The 15,598-nt window shown below is 67.5% G+C and carries 9 protein-coding genes and 5 pseudogenes; 7 read left to right on the top strand and 7 right to left on the bottom strand.

What is annotated here, in order from left to right; translation table 11 throughout:
- Positions 1-218: 218 nt before the first annotated feature.
- Positions 219-758, bottom strand: coding sequence for a hypothetical protein (locus ACZ56U_RS22915; protein WP_469085860.1), 540 nt, complete (start codon positions 756-758; stop codon positions 219-221).
- A gap of 764 nt (positions 759-1,522) precedes the next feature.
- On the opposite strand from ACZ56U_RS22915, the pseudogene ACZ56U_RS22920 reads away from it, so the two are divergent.
- Positions 1,523-1,700: pseudogene (locus tag ACZ56U_RS22920) on the top strand (transposase); the annotation flags it as partial.
- A 760-nt stretch (positions 1,701-2,460) separates the two neighbouring features.
- Here the strand turns inward: ACZ56U_RS22920 and ACZ56U_RS22925 are convergent.
- From ACZ56U_RS22925 to ACZ56U_RS22940, 4 genes and pseudogenes are all read right to left on the bottom strand, one after another.
- On the bottom strand, positions 2,461-4,932 hold the full coding sequence (locus tag ACZ56U_RS22925) for a beta-xylosidase family glycoside hydrolase (protein ID WP_469086122.1): 2,472 nt from the start codon (positions 4,930-4,932) through the stop codon (positions 2,461-2,463).
- A 72-nt stretch (positions 4,933-5,004) separates the two neighbouring features.
- Positions 5,005-5,487 (bottom strand): annotated as a pseudogene (locus tag ACZ56U_RS22930) (RICIN domain-containing protein); the annotation flags it as partial.
- Positions 5,488-6,270: 783 nt separating this feature from the next.
- Positions 6,271-6,567 (bottom strand): annotated as a pseudogene (locus ACZ56U_RS22935) (CoA-transferase); the annotation flags it as partial.
- Positions 6,568-6,679: 112 nt separating this feature from the next.
- Positions 6,680-7,399: a fumarylacetoacetate hydrolase family protein gene (locus tag ACZ56U_RS22940; RefSeq protein WP_469086123.1), complete on the bottom strand. Its 720-nt coding sequence runs from the start codon at positions 7,397-7,399 to the stop codon at positions 6,680-6,682.
- A gap of 214 nt (positions 7,400-7,613) precedes the next feature.
- On the opposite strand from ACZ56U_RS22940, the pseudogene ACZ56U_RS22945 reads away from it, so the two are divergent.
- Positions 7,614-8,159, top strand: a pseudogene (locus tag ACZ56U_RS22945) (DUF4158 domain-containing protein); the annotation flags it as partial.
- A gap of 195 nt (positions 8,160-8,354) precedes the next feature.
- Here ACZ56U_RS22945 and ACZ56U_RS22950 read toward each other — a convergent pair.
- On the bottom strand, positions 8,355-9,779 hold the full coding sequence (locus ACZ56U_RS22950) for a non-reducing end alpha-L-arabinofuranosidase family hydrolase (RefSeq protein WP_469085861.1): 1,425 nt from the start codon (positions 9,777-9,779) through the stop codon (positions 8,355-8,357).
- Positions 9,780-10,832: 1,053 nt separating this feature from the next.
- Here ACZ56U_RS22950 and ACZ56U_RS22955 point away from each other — a divergent pair.
- From ACZ56U_RS22955 to ACZ56U_RS22970, 4 genes and pseudogenes are all read left to right on the top strand, one after another.
- On the top strand, positions 10,833-12,557 hold the full coding sequence (locus tag ACZ56U_RS22955) for a glycosyltransferase family 2 protein (protein ID WP_469085862.1): 1,725 nt from the start codon (positions 10,833-10,835) through the stop codon (positions 12,555-12,557).
- 123 nt (positions 12,558-12,680) lie between these two features.
- Positions 12,681-12,920: pseudogene (locus tag ACZ56U_RS22960) on the top strand (ISL3 family transposase); the annotation flags it as partial.
- Positions 12,921-13,041: 121 nt separating this feature from the next.
- Complete coding sequence (locus tag ACZ56U_RS22965) at positions 13,042-13,566, top strand: hypothetical protein (RefSeq protein WP_469085863.1); 525 nt, start codon at positions 13,042-13,044, stop codon at positions 13,564-13,566.
- Positions 13,567-13,786: 220 nt separating this feature from the next.
- On the top strand, positions 13,787-14,596 hold the full coding sequence (locus tag ACZ56U_RS22970) for a class I SAM-dependent methyltransferase (protein ID WP_469085864.1): 810 nt from the start codon (positions 13,787-13,789) through the stop codon (positions 14,594-14,596).
- A 36-nt stretch (positions 14,597-14,632) separates the two neighbouring features.
- On the opposite strand, the gene ACZ56U_RS22975 is transcribed toward ACZ56U_RS22970, so the two are convergent.
- Positions 14,633-14,821 (bottom strand): hypothetical protein, encoded by a 189-nt coding sequence (locus ACZ56U_RS22975; RefSeq protein ID WP_469085865.1) that lies wholly within the window; start codon positions 14,819-14,821, stop codon positions 14,633-14,635.
- On the opposite strand from ACZ56U_RS22975, the gene ACZ56U_RS22980 reads away from it, so the two are divergent.
- Positions 14,795-15,220: a transposase gene (locus ACZ56U_RS22980; protein ID WP_469085866.1), complete on the top strand. Its 426-nt coding sequence runs from the start codon at positions 14,795-14,797 to the stop codon at positions 15,218-15,220. The genes ACZ56U_RS22975 and ACZ56U_RS22980 overlap by 27 nt on opposite strands.
- Positions 15,221-15,598 lie beyond the last annotated feature (378 nt).

Raw genomic sequence — 15,598 nt, forward strand, 5'->3', positions numbered from 1 at the left:
GGCGCCAGCCTTACCCGGCCCGACTTCCGCGGCCAAGGTGCCCATGCAGGCCCCCCTTCCTCACCGACGTCCTGCGCGACGGGCCCTTCGCGCCCGTCTGGCGGCCCCTCACCGCCCCCGAGCAACAGGCCAGCTGGCACGCCTGAAACGGAGTGGCCAACCCGCCCGCCGGGCGGCGCGGTGGGCGAGCGGATACAGGTCAGGGTAGTGACAGGAATTCAGGCGTCGTTTGCCGACTGATCTAGGTGAACGCTGCCGAGGTCAACCACCTCGGCCGTGATCCGCGCAAGGGCGTCCTGGAGTCGGCGGACGGCCTCTTCCGCCTCCGTGTACTGCTCAGGACTCGGCAGGACGGTGCCGAAGGTGCCGCCGCCGTCAGCCGGCAGGGCGCGCCAGCGCAGGACCGGTTCGAGCGCGTTGAGAGCTCCGGAGAGAAACCAGGCCAGGCGACCGTGAGTGCGCGCGAGGGAGATGGCCAGGACGGCGAGAGTTTCACGCAAGCGTTCGAGCCGCTTGATCTGCGGCAATGCCTCCTGGAGGTCCTGCGGGCCCACAGCCTCGCGCAGGCGGTCCTCGGTCTCACGGGCGAGTTGGCGGTCACTCGGCTCCAGTTTCCACACCTGATCTTGGATCTGCAGCTCAGCTTCCTCGGCCAGCACCGCAACGATTCTCCGTATGTCCATGCAGGTCGCTCTAGGTGAACGGCTCTCGCCGCTCGTCGCGACGCCGTCGCCCATGTCCCAACGGATCGCGGTCACTTCAGCAGTGGCGTTGACCGCCCCCCGCGGCCGCGGTCACTGCGGCGGTGGTCGGCACGCAGGTGGCCTCGGTCTGTCTGCTCCACCCACATCTAGGCCGGCATGCCCACCGCAAAGGTTCCTGCGGGGCGGGAGGCGACCTTCGGGTTGTCGGCCATCAGATCGGCCGCCGACAAGCCCCGGGTGAGCAGGGCCGCAGCCTGCGCGAGTGCCAGGGGAAGGTCGTCCAGGGTGCGGGCGAGGCGATCGGCATCCTCGTCGGAGAGGACTGCGCTCTGGGCGCGTAGCAGGGCGACGGACTCGGCACGGGCGAGAGTGTCGACGCCCAGGGGGACGGCGTAGGTGTGCCAGTTGGGGTTACGGGAGGTGATCAGGACGTGCCCGGTGGTGCCGCCGGGAAATCGTCTTGCTCACCACGGCAGGAAAGTACGCTGGCGAAACGATCCATCGTTTTAGCCGCTGACCTGGGGATTCACGGAACCGATGCTGTTGGTGATCTTCACTCGGTGGAGTGAAGCCTTCTGACGGTGGCTGTGTTCATGTCCTCGTGGTGCTGCGCTGGTGGGAGCGGGGCGGTTTCGGCGGTCGGAGGGGTGACCGCAGTGGCAATGGGTTCGGTCTCGGGGCGGGTGATTCCGCCGTTGACGGTGCGGATGGCACGGGCGAGCAATCCACGGGGCACGGCCGCGATGTGGGTGCGTGACCGGCTGGGCGGCGTGTTCACGGATGCCGATTTCGCCGACTGGTATCCGGCTGACGGACGGCGTGGGCTGTCGCCGGTTCAGCTGGCTCTCGTGTCGGTGCTGCAGTATGCGGAAAACCTCACTGACCGGCAGGCGGCGGACGCGGTCCGCTGCCGCCTGGACTGGAAGTACTGTCTGGGCCTGGAGCTGGACGATCCGGGATTCGACGTCACGGTCCTGAGTGAATTCCGTGGCCGGATGGCTGAAGGCGACCGCGCGGACCGGCTGTTGGTGCTGGTCGTGACCGCCTGGCAGAAGCCGGTCTGGTCAAGCGGCGGGGACGGGTCCGGACGGATTCCACCCACGTGCTGGCGGCGGTGCGCCGTCTGAACCGGGGTGTTCCCCGTCAAGTTCATCTGTTCAGGCGTGCCACCCTTCTGAGGGTTCCTGCGGGTCGCGCGGTCTTGGAGGGGGAGCTTGAGCCGTGGCGGCCAGCCGGAGGCGGTCGAGATCCGTTCAAACATTCGAACATGTGAATGAATCGCGATGGGATGCCTTACGGGCTGGCTCGGTTAGGGCTATGTTGCCGAGCGGCTAGGTGGGCCGTCGCGGTTCCACGACTTCTCTTCGGTTGAGGTCCCGTGGGACGTTGGAGGCCCGGTCCCGAGGTCGGCCTCGGGACCGGGTTCTGAGCGACACGGACCCTGGTCGGCGGGGTCCGTGCCGCTCAGATCAGTTGCATGTGCGAGCCGGGTACGGCGCCTCACTCTCCGTCGAGACGGATTCGCCGTCGATGGTCGCCGAGAGCTCAGCGGATGCCGCTCCCTCCGGCACGCTCACCAGTCGGGTCGTGAAAGCGTGCACCGCGTTCGCGCCGGGGCGACCGACGCCCAGGGCTTGCTGCCATACGGCGTCTCGAAGGCGACCGTGATCGGCACCTCCTCCGCGTTGGCCGCGCGCACCCTGACGACCACCTTTCCGGCCACGCAGCGGGTGCCGGCCGTCAGCTCGACATCGAGTCACGGCGCCGGCGCCTTCAGCGTTCCGAGGCGGGCGAGCTCATAGCTGAGCGCTCGCTCAGGGGCGTCGATCTGGTTCTGCGTGCCGACCACCCCTGCTGCCACCGTTCGCGCTTCGGCGAGCGCGTCGCGCATCGCCGCCCACGCTTTGGCGGGATAGTCCCCCGAGTCGAGTGATTCGGCGTAGGCGATCGCAGCATCCAGGTCGCCTTCGTCGAGCGGCTGGTTCTGCGATGTCAGCGTGTCGCTCAGCAGGAAGCGGTCGAAGTCGACGTGGCCGCCGGTCTGCTGAGTCGCGTAGTTGAACAGTCCCAACCTGTGTCCCATGAAGTGTATCGATCCGGCGAACTCAAGCGGCCCGACGGCGTTGCCGAGCTTGGTCCAATCGATCCCGTTCAAACTGTAATAGAAGGTCGTGTAGAGCTGCCCCGGACTCCGGGCGAAGTCCAGATCTGCCTTCAGGTGCACCTCCGTGGCACCCCCGAGCGCCGTAGCGGTGCCCGGGACGAAGCTCTCGATCGCCGACTGGTCGATCGATTCGGTGAAGGGACGTCCGCGATGGACGACTCCCACCGTGTTCACCCCGTTCACGCGCTTGACCGCGATGTACGAGAAGTCGTGGCCGAACGCTGCAAGACCGGCGGCGTCGCCGTTGTTCATGCCCGAGATGTCCAGCTTCGTCTCGGCCGACTGCCGGGGTCCGAAGGAGCGCTGCGAGAGCGTGTTGCGTGCTTCTTCGAGCCAGGTGAGCTCGCCACCGGGGCTGCGGTGGGTGTACGCACCGGTCACGACCTTGCCGGCCGTCAACCGCAGCCACCCCTGGCGGTCAGTGAGCGACCAGTACCGATTGTCGGGCGCGTGGTTCCATTCCCAAGCCAGGTCGAGATTCGACCCGTTCGGCGCGATTTCATCGGGATGCGGCGGCTCGGCGGCTGGCCGCCCGATGAGTGAAACGTCGTCGACCTTGTAGTCCATGAGGTGCGTGTTGGGGTCTGACGACGGATTGCTCACCCAGGGGGTCTCGATGAAGATGCGGACATCGGAGAGAGCCTGGGATGCAGGAATCGTGAACGATCCCGACACCTTGCCCCAGCTCCCGCGGGTCACGGCCGTGGCGGGCGAGAGGTTGGCGAAGGTCGTGTTGCTGCCGCCGTACCGAGCAGTGATGAGGAACTGCTTGGTCGCCGGGCTCGCAGGGTTGTCGTACTTGATCCATGCCGAGACGTCGTACGTGACGCCGTGCTGCACCTTGCCGGTGACGATCTGCGCCGGCCCCGATCCCGTGGCGTTCCGCCCGGTGACCGCGAGGGCCCTCGAACCCGTGCGTGCGTCCGTCGTCGTCGAGAGCGTCGCGCCGTCGTTGGCGATCCAGCTCGCTGTGCTTCCGGACTCGACGCCGGGATTGCCGAAGAGTTCGACGCCGACCAGCGTCTCGTCGATGTCGGGTGGTGTCGGCACCGTCCACTGCTCGTCCTGGAAGGCACGGTGCGGTGCATCGTTGTCGAAGTCGTCGGACACGACGATGCTCTTGAGCCGCTCGAAGCGCTCCTGCTCAGGGGTGAGCCTGATCGGCTTCTGGAAGATGCCGTCGACCGGCACGACGCCGTTGTTGCCGAAGGTCGGCCACCCGTCGCTCCAGGTCGCCGGGATCAGCGCCGGAATGCGACCGACCGGATACGAGTCGCGGAAGAAGAAGCCATACCAGTCGTCGTCGCCCGCGTCATTCGAGATGGGCACAAGGCCACCCTGGGCGAATCCGTTCGAGTTCAGCGCTGAACGGGACTCGTAGGGCGCCGGGGTAGCCGCGAGGCGCCCGAGCAGTTCGGTCGAGCGGAACATGACGACCTGTCGACCGTCGCTGCGCCAGGTGATCATCACCACGTAGTAGTACCCGTCGATGAAAGACACCTGGGCGCCCTCGAAGATCCCATCGCTGCCGACGTACGGCTTGCTCGCGTAGTCGCTGCGCCGGATGAAGTCCGGGAACTCCTGCTCGACCGCCGTCAGCGTCGGGTTCAGCCGAACCGCGCTGACGCCGCCGTAGATGATGTACGGCGTTCCGCCGTTAGCGTCGTCGAAGAAGAGCGAAGGGTCGTGGAAGCCTCGACCGAACGCCGTCTTCGTCCACGCTCCGTTCTCGATGTCGTCGGTGCGGTAGAGGAAGGCGCCGCCGAGATTCAGCGAATTGATGAGCACGTAGAAGGTGCCGTCGTGGAAGCGGATCGACGACGCCCACTGCCCCTCCCCGTAGGAGTTCTTGCCGTTGCGCAAGGACGCGGCATCACTGATGTCGAGGCGATCGAACGCGTAGCTCACGATCTCCCAGTTGACGAGGTCGTACGATTTCATGATCGGTGCGCCCGGGCTGAGATGCATCGTCGTGCTGACCATGTAGTAGACGTCGCGCCCTTCGTCGTTCTGCGACGCGGGGACGCGCTCGACACTGACATCCGGCACGTCGGCATTGAGCATGGGAACCGCGTAGGTGCCCTTGCCGGTGTCCGTCGTCGTATACGACGAATCGGGATTCCATTCTTCGGCGGCGCGGACGAGCTGCCACTGCTGGTTGCTGCCGCCCCAGTCGGCGTACTGCACGACGTTGCCGCCGTCGGCGGTCGAGGCGTTCTGGACTTCGACGTCCTTGCCGCTGTTGCGGTTGATCAGCCTGACGTAGCCGCTGTCGGAGTCGGCCAGCCGGAACTGCTGGTTCGTGCCGTTGTGGTCCGTCCACTGCTGGACCTTCGCGCCATCGGCGGTCGACCAGTTGCTCACTTCGAGGACCTTGCCGGAGTTCTTCGACTTCAACCGGTAGTAGCCATTACCGGAGTCCACGAACTGCCACTGCTGGTTCGCTCCGTCGTGACGAGTCCACTGGTGGATCGCCGCCCCATCGGCGGTGGAAACGCCGGACACGTCCATCGCCTTGCCGCTGTTGCGGTTCACCAGCACGTACCAGGCGGAGGTGTCCACCGTGGCGGCCGACGCCGGCGTCGTGGTCAACGCGAGCAACCCGCCCACAATCGCCATGGCTGCCGCGGCGACCACCCCCGACCGCCACCGACGGCGCCACCTCGCGGCGCGCGCAAACCCAACCGGCATAGCGTCTTCCTTCCATCATTGGGATCGCCGACATGAAACGGGCCGCATCGGCGCGGACGCCGACGACACCCGCGCACGGACAACCGCCTGGGACGTGACGTGTTAGCGCTAACATTTCCCGAGGACGAGCCGTGCAGGAACTTGTAGGGGTGTAGGTGTTGAGTAGCCAACCGACGGGGCGGCTGAACAATCACGTGCACTGTGAGCGACAACATCGGCCGCGTCAAGATGTAACGCTGGCCTCGCCGAGCTCGGCGTCCGTCGAGCCGACCCTCCGCCTTTCGCTGACCGTTGATCAAGGCCGCGATCCGGGTAGTCGATCTCGGGGAGGTTTGCCGGAGTTCGCGGGCACACCGATGGCCCGGCGTGGTGGCCGGGGGCCCTCCGCCGGCTGCTCGTCGGGACGTGGGCTGGTGTTCAGGTGATCAGTCGCGGTGGCGCGGTCAGCCGGGTGAACGCGTTGACAGGCCTCGACCACAGGCCGACCGGCGTAAAACCGCTGGCCAGCCCAGGTCCCATCCTTTGGTGATCCCGCCGAGGGCACAACGCAGAACGCCGCTGCACCGGAGTTTCCTCCCCAGGGAGGCACTCTGTTCGGCCTCGGACTCCTCGTCCGGGGCCGTTTGCGTGAGCGGTGCGTGAGCGGACGGAGAGTTGATCTCCGAAATACCGTTCCTAGACCCGGACTTCGCGGGTAGTTGATTCGTATGGTGTGCCCTGCGGGGTGAGCTCCACTTCCAGCTCACCGGCGAGGTACTGGCGGGCGAACTCCTTGTTCTCTCTCCCCCCGCAGGAGCCGGTGACCCGGGCGATCCGGCCGGCCGTCAGCAGGACGCCGAGCCCTTGGCCGTCAATGCCGCAGTTGTTGGAGACCACGCGCAGTCCGCCGGTGCCCCGGGTGTGCAGGGCGCCGATGAGGACGGTGGGGGTGCCGCACAGCCCGAAGCCGCCCACCGTCAGAGATGCCCCTTCCGGTATGTCGGCGACCGCGTCGGCGGCCGGGGCCACCCTCGTCCACGTTGTTTCGTTCCTTTCTCCCGGTGCCGGACGGGCGGTCCGGCACCGGGGTCTCGTCCAAGCCGGTTGGTGACCCCGCCCCTGTTTCCCGGACGTGCGGCGGTCATCGCCTGCGGCGGGCAGGAGGCAGAGGAACCGGAGCGACGCCCTCGACGACGGTGTTGCTGAGGGTTCCGATGCCCTCGACCGTCATGGTGACGTGGTCGCCAGGGATGAGCGGTGGGGGTTCCAAGGCGCCGTTGCGGCCCCAGAGTTCGGCCAGGCAGCCGCCGTTGCCGCAGGTGCCGGAGCCGAGGACGTCGCCGGGGCGGATCCAGGTGCCGCGGGAGGCGTACGCCGCCATCTCCTCGAACGTCCAGGCCATGTTGGCCAGCCTGTCCCGCCCGATCGTCTCGCCGTTGACCTGGACGGTGAGGGCCAGGTCGAGGAAGCCCTCCGCGTCGCGGTGGGGCTCGAGTTCGTCGGTGGTGACCAGCCAGGGGCCGAGGGTGGTGGCGGTGTCCTTGCCTTTGGCGGGGCCGAGTTTGACCCTCATCTCGCGGCCCTGGAGGTCGCGGGCGGACCAGTCGTTGAGGATCGTGTAGCCGATGATGTGCTCGCGAGCCTGCTCGGGGGTCAGGTCCCGGCCGGCCTTGCCGATGACGGCGGCCACCTCGAGTTCGAAGTCGAAGCGGAGGCAGCCGGGTGGCACTGGTACGTCATCGTGGGCGCCGATCGTCGCGTACGGGTTGGTGAAATAGAACGCTGGCGCGGCGTACCACTCCTCGGGGACGGTGTCACCGTATCCCCGGGCAACGCCCGCGACATGGCTCTCGAAGGTCATGTAGTCGCGGACGGTCGGTGGCTGGAGAGGCGGCAGCAGCCGGACGTCGGCCACGGGCACCGGCAGCGAGCGTTCCCCCTCCGGCCCCGGGGATCAATCGAACCGTGCTTGGCGCTGACATTGATCATGGCCGTCTAGCACAGCTCCGGGATGCGGTGTCGGCTTTCCCTGGAAGCCCGGTGGGCCCGGATGATGGGTGGCTACCGGACGCCGGGTGCCGGTGGAATTTCTGACTGATGAGCAAGCGGCGGCGTACGGACGGTTCGTGGAGGAGCCGACGCGGCCGGAGCTGGAGCGGTTCTTCTTCCTGGACGACGTGGACCGGAACCTGATCGCGCTGCGCCGTACGACGGCGCATCAGCTGGGCTTCGCGGTGCAGATGTGCACCGTCCGGTATGTCGGGCGGTTTCTGGTGGACGATCCGCTGGACGTGCCGTGGTCGGTCATCGAGCACTTGGCCGCGCAGTTGCAGATCGAGGACGCGTCGGTGGTGAAGCGGTACACGGAGCGGGCGAAAACGGCGTATGAGCACGCGTGGGAGATCCGGGACGCCTACGGCTACCACCCCTTCGAGGACGCGGAGTGGGGCCGAAAGTTCCGCGCGTTCCTGCACGGACGGGCGTGGACGGGTGCCGAGGGTCCGGTGGCTCTGTTCAACCAGGCGGTGGGCTGGCTGCGGCGCCACCGGGTGCTGCTGCCGGGCACGAGTGTGCTGGCCAAGCAGGTCGCTTCCGTGCGGCAGGTCGCGGAGAAGCGGCTGTCCCCGGTGGCGTCATAGGGCTTCGGTCCGTACCCACGATGAGAGTCCACGAACGAGAGGAACCCCGGCCGACGCGCGGCTGGGGTTCCTCAAGGCGGTGAGTATCGGTCAGCGGGTGGAGTCACCCACGCCGTAGACAGCTCGTCCACGCGTCGGCGGACCGCATCCCATCGCGATCACCGTGGATCAGGCAGGTCAGCGCTGCAGGGTGAGCAGGCCCGGCCGGTACGGCAGGGCCGGGTAGGGGGTGTCCTTGGGGAAGTCCGTGAGGCCCTGGTAGAGGAACTGCAGGTTGCAGGGATCGATGGCCATGGTCTGGTCGGGGTTGTTGCGGATCAGGTCACCGTGGCTGATGCCCCGGGCCCAGGTGGAACCGCTGTTGGCCTGGCCCGCGAAGGGGCTGCTCTCGCTGCCGGCCTGGACGGTCCACGGACCGTCCAGGCTGGGGGCGGTGAACGAGCGGAAGTAGCGGTTCGTACCCTTCGCCTCAACGATCATGAGGTACTGGTCCCGGCCCTGGACCTTGTAGACCTCCGGCGCCTCGAACAGGAGGTCCTCGGTGTCGCTCATGACCGTCGTGTACGAGGAGCCGAAGCTGCTGGGGAAGTTCGCGAGCGGCATGCTCGCCCGGTAGATCTTGCCGTTGTCACCGGCGAAGAACAGGTACATGTTCTGGTTGTCGGCGATCATGGTCGCGTCGAGCGGGGCGTCGTGCTTTGTCGGATCGGGGTTCGGGGGAAGGGTGCCGGTGAACAGCGGCTGCGGGTCGGACCAGCCGTTGGGGTTGGTGGGGTCGCTGGACGTGCTGTAGACGAACGACGGCCACTGGTACACCATCACCCAGATGTTCTTGGTCGAGAGGTAGAACACTTCGGGCGCCACCGCGTCCCGGTTCGTCTTGTTCTGGGTCGCCGCCCCCATGTCCGACCAGTTCGTGAAGGGACTGAACCCCGTCGAGTGCCAATTCGTTCCGTCGGAGGTGGTCGCGTAGACCAGGTGCTTGCCGTTGTACGTGGTGGTGGCGAAGTCCTTCAGCGCGACCTGCCCGTTCGTCGGCTCCGCCAGCGGACCCGTCGAGGTCCAGCGGTAGGTCGAGGGAAGAGCACACGCGTTGGTCACTCCGGACAGGCCGGTCCACTTCTGGTTGGCGCCGCCGTGGCACGACCAGAGCTGTACCCCTGTGCCATTGGCCTTGCCCCAGCCCGCGGCTTCCAGGCACAGCCCGGACCGCACGCCGATGATCGTGCCGTCGGGGTTGACCCGCCACTGCTGGTTCTCGGTGCCGGTGCACGTCCAGATCTGCACCGGGGTCCCGGCCGTGGTGCCGCCGTTCCGGGCATCCAGGCACTTGTTGCCGTACACGGTCAGCTGGGCGCTGTCCGTCAGCGTCCACTTCTGATTGATTCCACCGTGGCAGTCCCAGATCTGCACGTTCGCGCCGTCGGTCTGGCTGAAGCCCGACACGTCGAGACACTTGCCGGAATCAACACTGCGCAGGTCGCTGGTGGTGGCCGCCTGGGCCGGGCTGGCGACGAGGAGCGCCGCCAGCGCGGCCAGGGCCGCGACCGCGGCGGCGAGCACCGCGGACGGGCGTCTGAGGCTGAAACTACGTCTGTGCATAAGGACCTCGTCATCCTTGAGCAAGCGACTCCGGTTCGGCCCGTCAGGGGCTGTCCGGAGGCGGTGTGGTGCGGCCCTGAAGTGTTCGATATAACGAACACGGGTCGAAGTATCGAGCAACTGGATAATAGGGTTCCGGTGATCAGCGTCAATACCTCTCGCACAATTCGCGGGCGGAAACGTTCGCAGGCAGAAACCAGGCGGCTTCAAGTTCCGTGGCTGTACGGGTCTTTGGCGTGAGGGGCAGGTAGCGGTGCGGGCGCGGGCTTGGTGATCATTACGGACCCCGACCAGGTCGCTCACCTGAGCCTCTGGCTCGGCTCGGTGCCCGACCCGCGCTCGCGGCGGGGCCGGTGGCACTCACGGACGCCGGTCCGGTCGACGTGTGCCCGCGGGGGTCGTCTGCGGTGCGGGGAGCGTCGAGAGCTCACCGAGCGGGGTGCGAGGGCCTCGGGTGGGCCGTTCACGGGCCCTCGCTGTGGGCCGTCACCTGCTCGGGTGCGGCGCACACCGTCGTCGTCGGAGATCGGGCGTGCGCCGGGGCGGTGACGGCGACGCCCCGGACCGGGCGGTGGCTGCCTACCTCGCCGACCGGCACCACGCCACCGACCGGCACGGCGGGGGGATCGTCGGCGTCCGCACCCGCAGTTCGCGGTCCCGAAGGAACTGCACGAGGACGTCCATGGGTTGATCTTCGTACCGGCGGGGCGCCTCGGGTGGGGCTCGCCGTGATCAGTTCGGCTGCGGAGCCGGAGCCCGTGCAGGCCCGGACGAGGATGGCCGCGAGGTGAACTGCGGCCTGGTGAGGGAGGGCCGGCAGGTGCGGTACTTCCACGCCAGCGATGGCCTGGCCAGCTCCGGTTTGGTGGCGAAGGTCCTCTCGTCGGGCAGGCCGTCGGGGGCCCGGACACCCGCGTGACCGTCGCCCCGGGCGCCGGGCATGACGTACACCTGGACCAACCGCGGGCCCTGTACGAAGCGATCGGGTCATTCCCCAAGACACTCGCCTCAACGACGCCGCCACGGCCACCCCGTGCCAGAGCATGAACGGCCATGGAACAACAGCAGACCTGTCCCCCGGCGGAGGAAGCGCCCACGCTCAAGGTCAGCATCGTGGTGCCGGTGTACAACGCGGGCCGGTACATCGATCTCTGCGCGCCGTCGCTCCTCCATCAGACCCTCGGTGAGGACGCGTACGAGATCATCTACGTCGACGACGGCTCGACCGACGACTCCGCGCAGCGCCTCGGCCGGCTGGCGGCAGAGCACCCGCACGTACGCGTGGTCCACCAGGAGAACTCCGGCTGGCCCGGCAAACCCCGCAACGTCGGCGTCCGGCTGGCCCGCGGCGAGTACGTCCAGTTCGTCGACCAGGACGACGAGTTGACCCCCGAGGCCCTCGAACACCTCCACCGCATGGCCGTCCGCAACGGCTCCGACATCGTGCTGGGCAAGGTCATCGGCACCATGCAGGGCCCCAGCAGCGTCTTCAAATGCAACGTGGAGCGCTGCACGGTCGAGGACGCGCCCCTCTTCGAGAGCCTCACCCCGCACAAGATGTTCCGCCGCGACTTCCTCCTCAACGAGGGGATCACCTTCCCCGAGGGACCGGTGCGCCTGGAGGACCAGCTCTTCATGGTCCGCGCCTACCTGCGCGCCAAAACGGTCTCCATCCTCGGCGACCACCCCTGCTACGTATGGAAACGCCGCGACGACGGCGGCAACACCAGCAGCCGCGCCGCCACCCCCGAGAACTACTACGGCCACCTCCGCGCGGTCGTCGACGCCATCAAGCAGGACACCCGGCCGGGCCCCCTGCAGGACCACCTGCTCCGCCGCTCCTACCGCGTCGAACTCCTGCGCCCGGTCGGCGAACCCCGCGTCCTCCACCGCACCGGCAAGGCCCTCGAGCGCTACTTCACCGTCGTACGCCGCATGGCCCTCGACGCCTACCCGCCCGGCGTACGCGACGGCCTCCCCGCCCTCACCAGGCTCCGAGCGCACCTGCTGGAGGAGGGCCACCTCGACTCCCTCGTCGAACTCGCCCGCCGCACCAAAGACCTCAAGCCCGAGCTCACGGTCGACGACATCCACTGGGACGCCGGCAAACTCCACATCACCACCACGTTCGGCATGTGCCACCCCGACGGCCGGCCCCTCACCCTCGTCGAACGCTACGGCCGCCTGCTCCTCGACCCCGACCTGCTGGCCGGCATCAAGGGCGCCGAGGACTGGGAGGCCCCCCACCCCCTCAGCCACGCCCACGCCGAGATCCTCGTGCACGACACGCCCCGCGACCTGTGGTGGTTCCCGCCCGCCGATCTGTCCCCGCGCACCCAGCCTCAGGGCCCCGGCCGCCACCGCGTCATCCTCACCGGAGACACGGTGATCGACCCGGTCACTCTGAGCGGCGGCAACCCGATGCCACCCGGCCCCCACCTGGTCTGGGCAAACGCCCAACTCCTGGGGGTGGGTCGCCGAGCCCGGCTGACCCCACCCGACGACGCCCCGAACGCCCCCGGCCTCCGCCTTACCGCGGCGCGTATCGGCACACCACCCCGCCTGGTGACCCCGGGCTGGACCGGCCCGACCGGCCAACTCTGCCTGTACGCAGGCCACCCGACCCAGACCGACTTCCCGCACCGCCTCCTCCTGCACACCACCTCCTCCCCCACCCTCCGCCGAGCGGCCCGCACCCTCCTCGACCACCTTCCTCCGGACGTACGCCACCGCGCGACGAAGCTGGCACGCGGGGCGGATCCTTGGAGCGGGGCTTGAGGAGGGGAGGCGGGTGAGCTGGGCCCGAGGCCGGGACGCGGGAGGGCGACCCGCATCCCCGGCCCGGGCGCCGGGGGTAAGAACGTGGTGCCGGTGCCCGAAAGCACTCATGATGCTCACCAACGCGAAGGCGAGCAGATCGCGAGGTGGATCGCTGCCGTCCGTGCCGACGACCTTCCCGGCCTCCACGCCTTCGCCAGTGGCCTCGAACGCGACCTGGCAGCACTCGCCGCCGGCCTGTCCACCCCCTGGAACTCCGGCGTCGTTGAAGGCCACGTCAACCGCATCAAGAGGCTCAAGCGTCAAATGTTCGGCCGCGCTGGGTTCGCTCTCCCGCGGAAACGCGTTCTTCTGGCACGTTGAGTGTCCTGCTCCGACCTTCAGCCTGGCCGCAATGAACAGCGAAGGTGGAACCTGCCCGATGCGCTGGCTCCAGCCAAAAGCACATGCCGCGGCAGTCCGGGCTCTGCCAGGCTGACGAGCCATGACTGCTTACGAACTGTTGCTCATTGGTGGTGGCGCGGGCGTCGGGAAGACGATCGTCGCATGGGAGGTGTCAGCAGCATTGCAGGAGAAGGACACAGCGCATTGCCTGATCGAGGGGGACTGCATGGACCAGATCCATCCCGCCCCCAGCGACGATCCTCACCGCACAACAATCACCGAACGGAACATCGCCACGGTCTGGTCGAACTACGCGGTTCTTGGCCAGCACCGGCTGATCTATACCAACACGGTGAGCGTCCTTGAACAGCCGATGGTCAGCCGGGCCATGGGCGGCGGCGAAATCACAGCCACCCGCATCCTGCTCACGGCAGAGGAAGCCACCGTGCGACAGCGGCTGGCCCAACGGGAAATCGGATCCCAGTTACAAGCTCACATCGACCGAAGCCTGCGGATGGCACGGTACCTGGACGAAGAGGCTCCAGTGGGCACCATCCGTATCCCGACGGACAGCCGGTCGGTACAGGACATCGCCCTACGAGTACTTCAGGCGGCCGATTGGTAGAGGCGGGGAAACGAACGGAGGTTGAGAGGTCGGGACGTCTACTACTCAGCGTGTCCGCTCCACAGAAGTTGAGCCAGAGCCAGTGAGTGGGCAACGTTTGTCGACGGGTTTGGGCATCACGTCCGGCGGTGGAGTTGCTCGTCGGCCAGAGCGATCCACGCCGCAGGTGGTGGTGCCGACCTGGCCGTCGTGCCAGCTGCGGGTCTCAAGGGTGTCTTCCATGGAAATTCCGTTGTCGGAGCAGCAGCATTTTCGATCGAATGCCTCCATGACTCATGACGGTCCGGTGGACCATGTGGAGCAGAACCGACGCTTTTGGGATGACGAGGCGGCTGCGTGGCACGGGCCGCTCGGCCGTGATCACTGGGCGCAGGTGGAACCGTCCTGGGGATTGTGGGCCACCCCTGAGTCGCAGGTCTCCCTGCTCCCCGACGGGATCGACGGGATGCGCACCATTGAGTTGGGCTGCGGTACGGCCTACGTTTCCGCTTGGCTGGCCAGAGCAGGAGCCCACCCGGTCGGGATCGACGTCTCGGAGAAGCAGCTCGCCACTGCTCGCGCTATGCAGGCGGAGTTCGGCATCGACTTCCCCCTTGTCCTGGGCAATGCCGAGAAGGTGCCCTATGAGGACAACACGTTCGACCTCGCGATCAGCGAGTACGGCGCCTCGCTGTGGTGCGACCCCTACCAGTGGATCCCGGAGGCAGCCCGGCTTCTCGTTCCCGGAGGCCACCTGGTGTTCTCGCGCTACTCACCACTGTTCGCGCTGTGTGCACCGTCCGAGGGTCCGGTATCCACCACCCTGTCCCGCAGGCAATTCGGCCTGACTCGGCTGCACTGGGGGAATCACGTGCAGTTCATCCTGCCGCACGGTGAGATGCTCCGTCTGCTGCGGGCCAGCGGCTTCGTCGTTGAAGACCTGATTGAGATTCAGGCGCCCCAGCATGCGCGCGACTACGCAGAAGTGTCCGCCGACTGGGCCCAGCAATGGCCCAGCGACGAGATCTGGAAAGCTCGGCTGGCAAACTGACAGCTTCGCAGGCACCATGTATCGCCTTGGGCCCGGCTACCTGGGCAGTTTCGCGGTTCGCTCCGGGTAGGCGGCGCCGACGTAGCGCATGGTGGTCTGTTTGGTGATGCCGAAGGGCCTCATGAGTTCGAGCGGGTCGCCGGTGGCGGTGGCTTCGTCGAGGATGCGGTCCTGGCGCAGCCTGTCGAGGGTGGGTCCGTGGGCTTGATCCGCTTTGGCGGACATCCGAGATCAGGGGTTCAGCCCCGGGAGGATGTCCATCATGGAGAGCATGGGGAAGAAAAGGCCTCGCCCTCGTCGCTCGTCACGCCGGAGTCCAGGGCGGAGATCGTCGAGCTGTGCCGACGCGGTGACCGCTCGGTCGGTCAGATCGCCAAGGACTTCGATCTGACCGAGACTGCGGTGCGTGACTGGGTGAAGCACGCCGAGGTCGATGCGGGTGAGCGGGACGGCCTGACCAGCAGCCAACGCGAGGAACTGGCCGCACTGCGGCGGGAAAACCGCCGTCTGGGTGAGGACGTCGACATCCTCAAGCGGGCCACGGCTTTCTTCGCGTCAATGTCAGGCTGTTGGCGATCGGCGGGTGGACACGGGCCGAAGCCGCCTTTGGTGGTTGGTCCTTGATGTGCCGCCCTCTGGTGGCAGGATCCTGTCGACCGGCGGGCTGGCTCGTTTCTTCGCTGCCCGGTACGGCGGTGGCTTGTCGGCGATGTGCCGCCCGCCGGTCGCAGGCCGTCCGGTGCGGTGTGGCTTGATAGGAGCGTGCCGCTGGCCCGATTGAGGCGTGCCCCCGGCGCCGGACGATCATATGAGCATCCGGCATCGTCGCAGGAGAACGTTGATCGTCGTCGGGATGGACGGACACAAGAACACGCACACGCTGGTGGCGGTCGATCCGGTGGGAAAGCGGCTGGCGGAACTGACCGTGGCTGCCAGGCCCGCTGGCCATCTCAAGGCGCTGGCCTGGCTGCACGGCTTCGGTTCGGTGCTGGTAGCAGTCGA

The sequence above is a fragment of the Streptomyces sp. NPDC034103 genome, assembly GCF_055575395.1.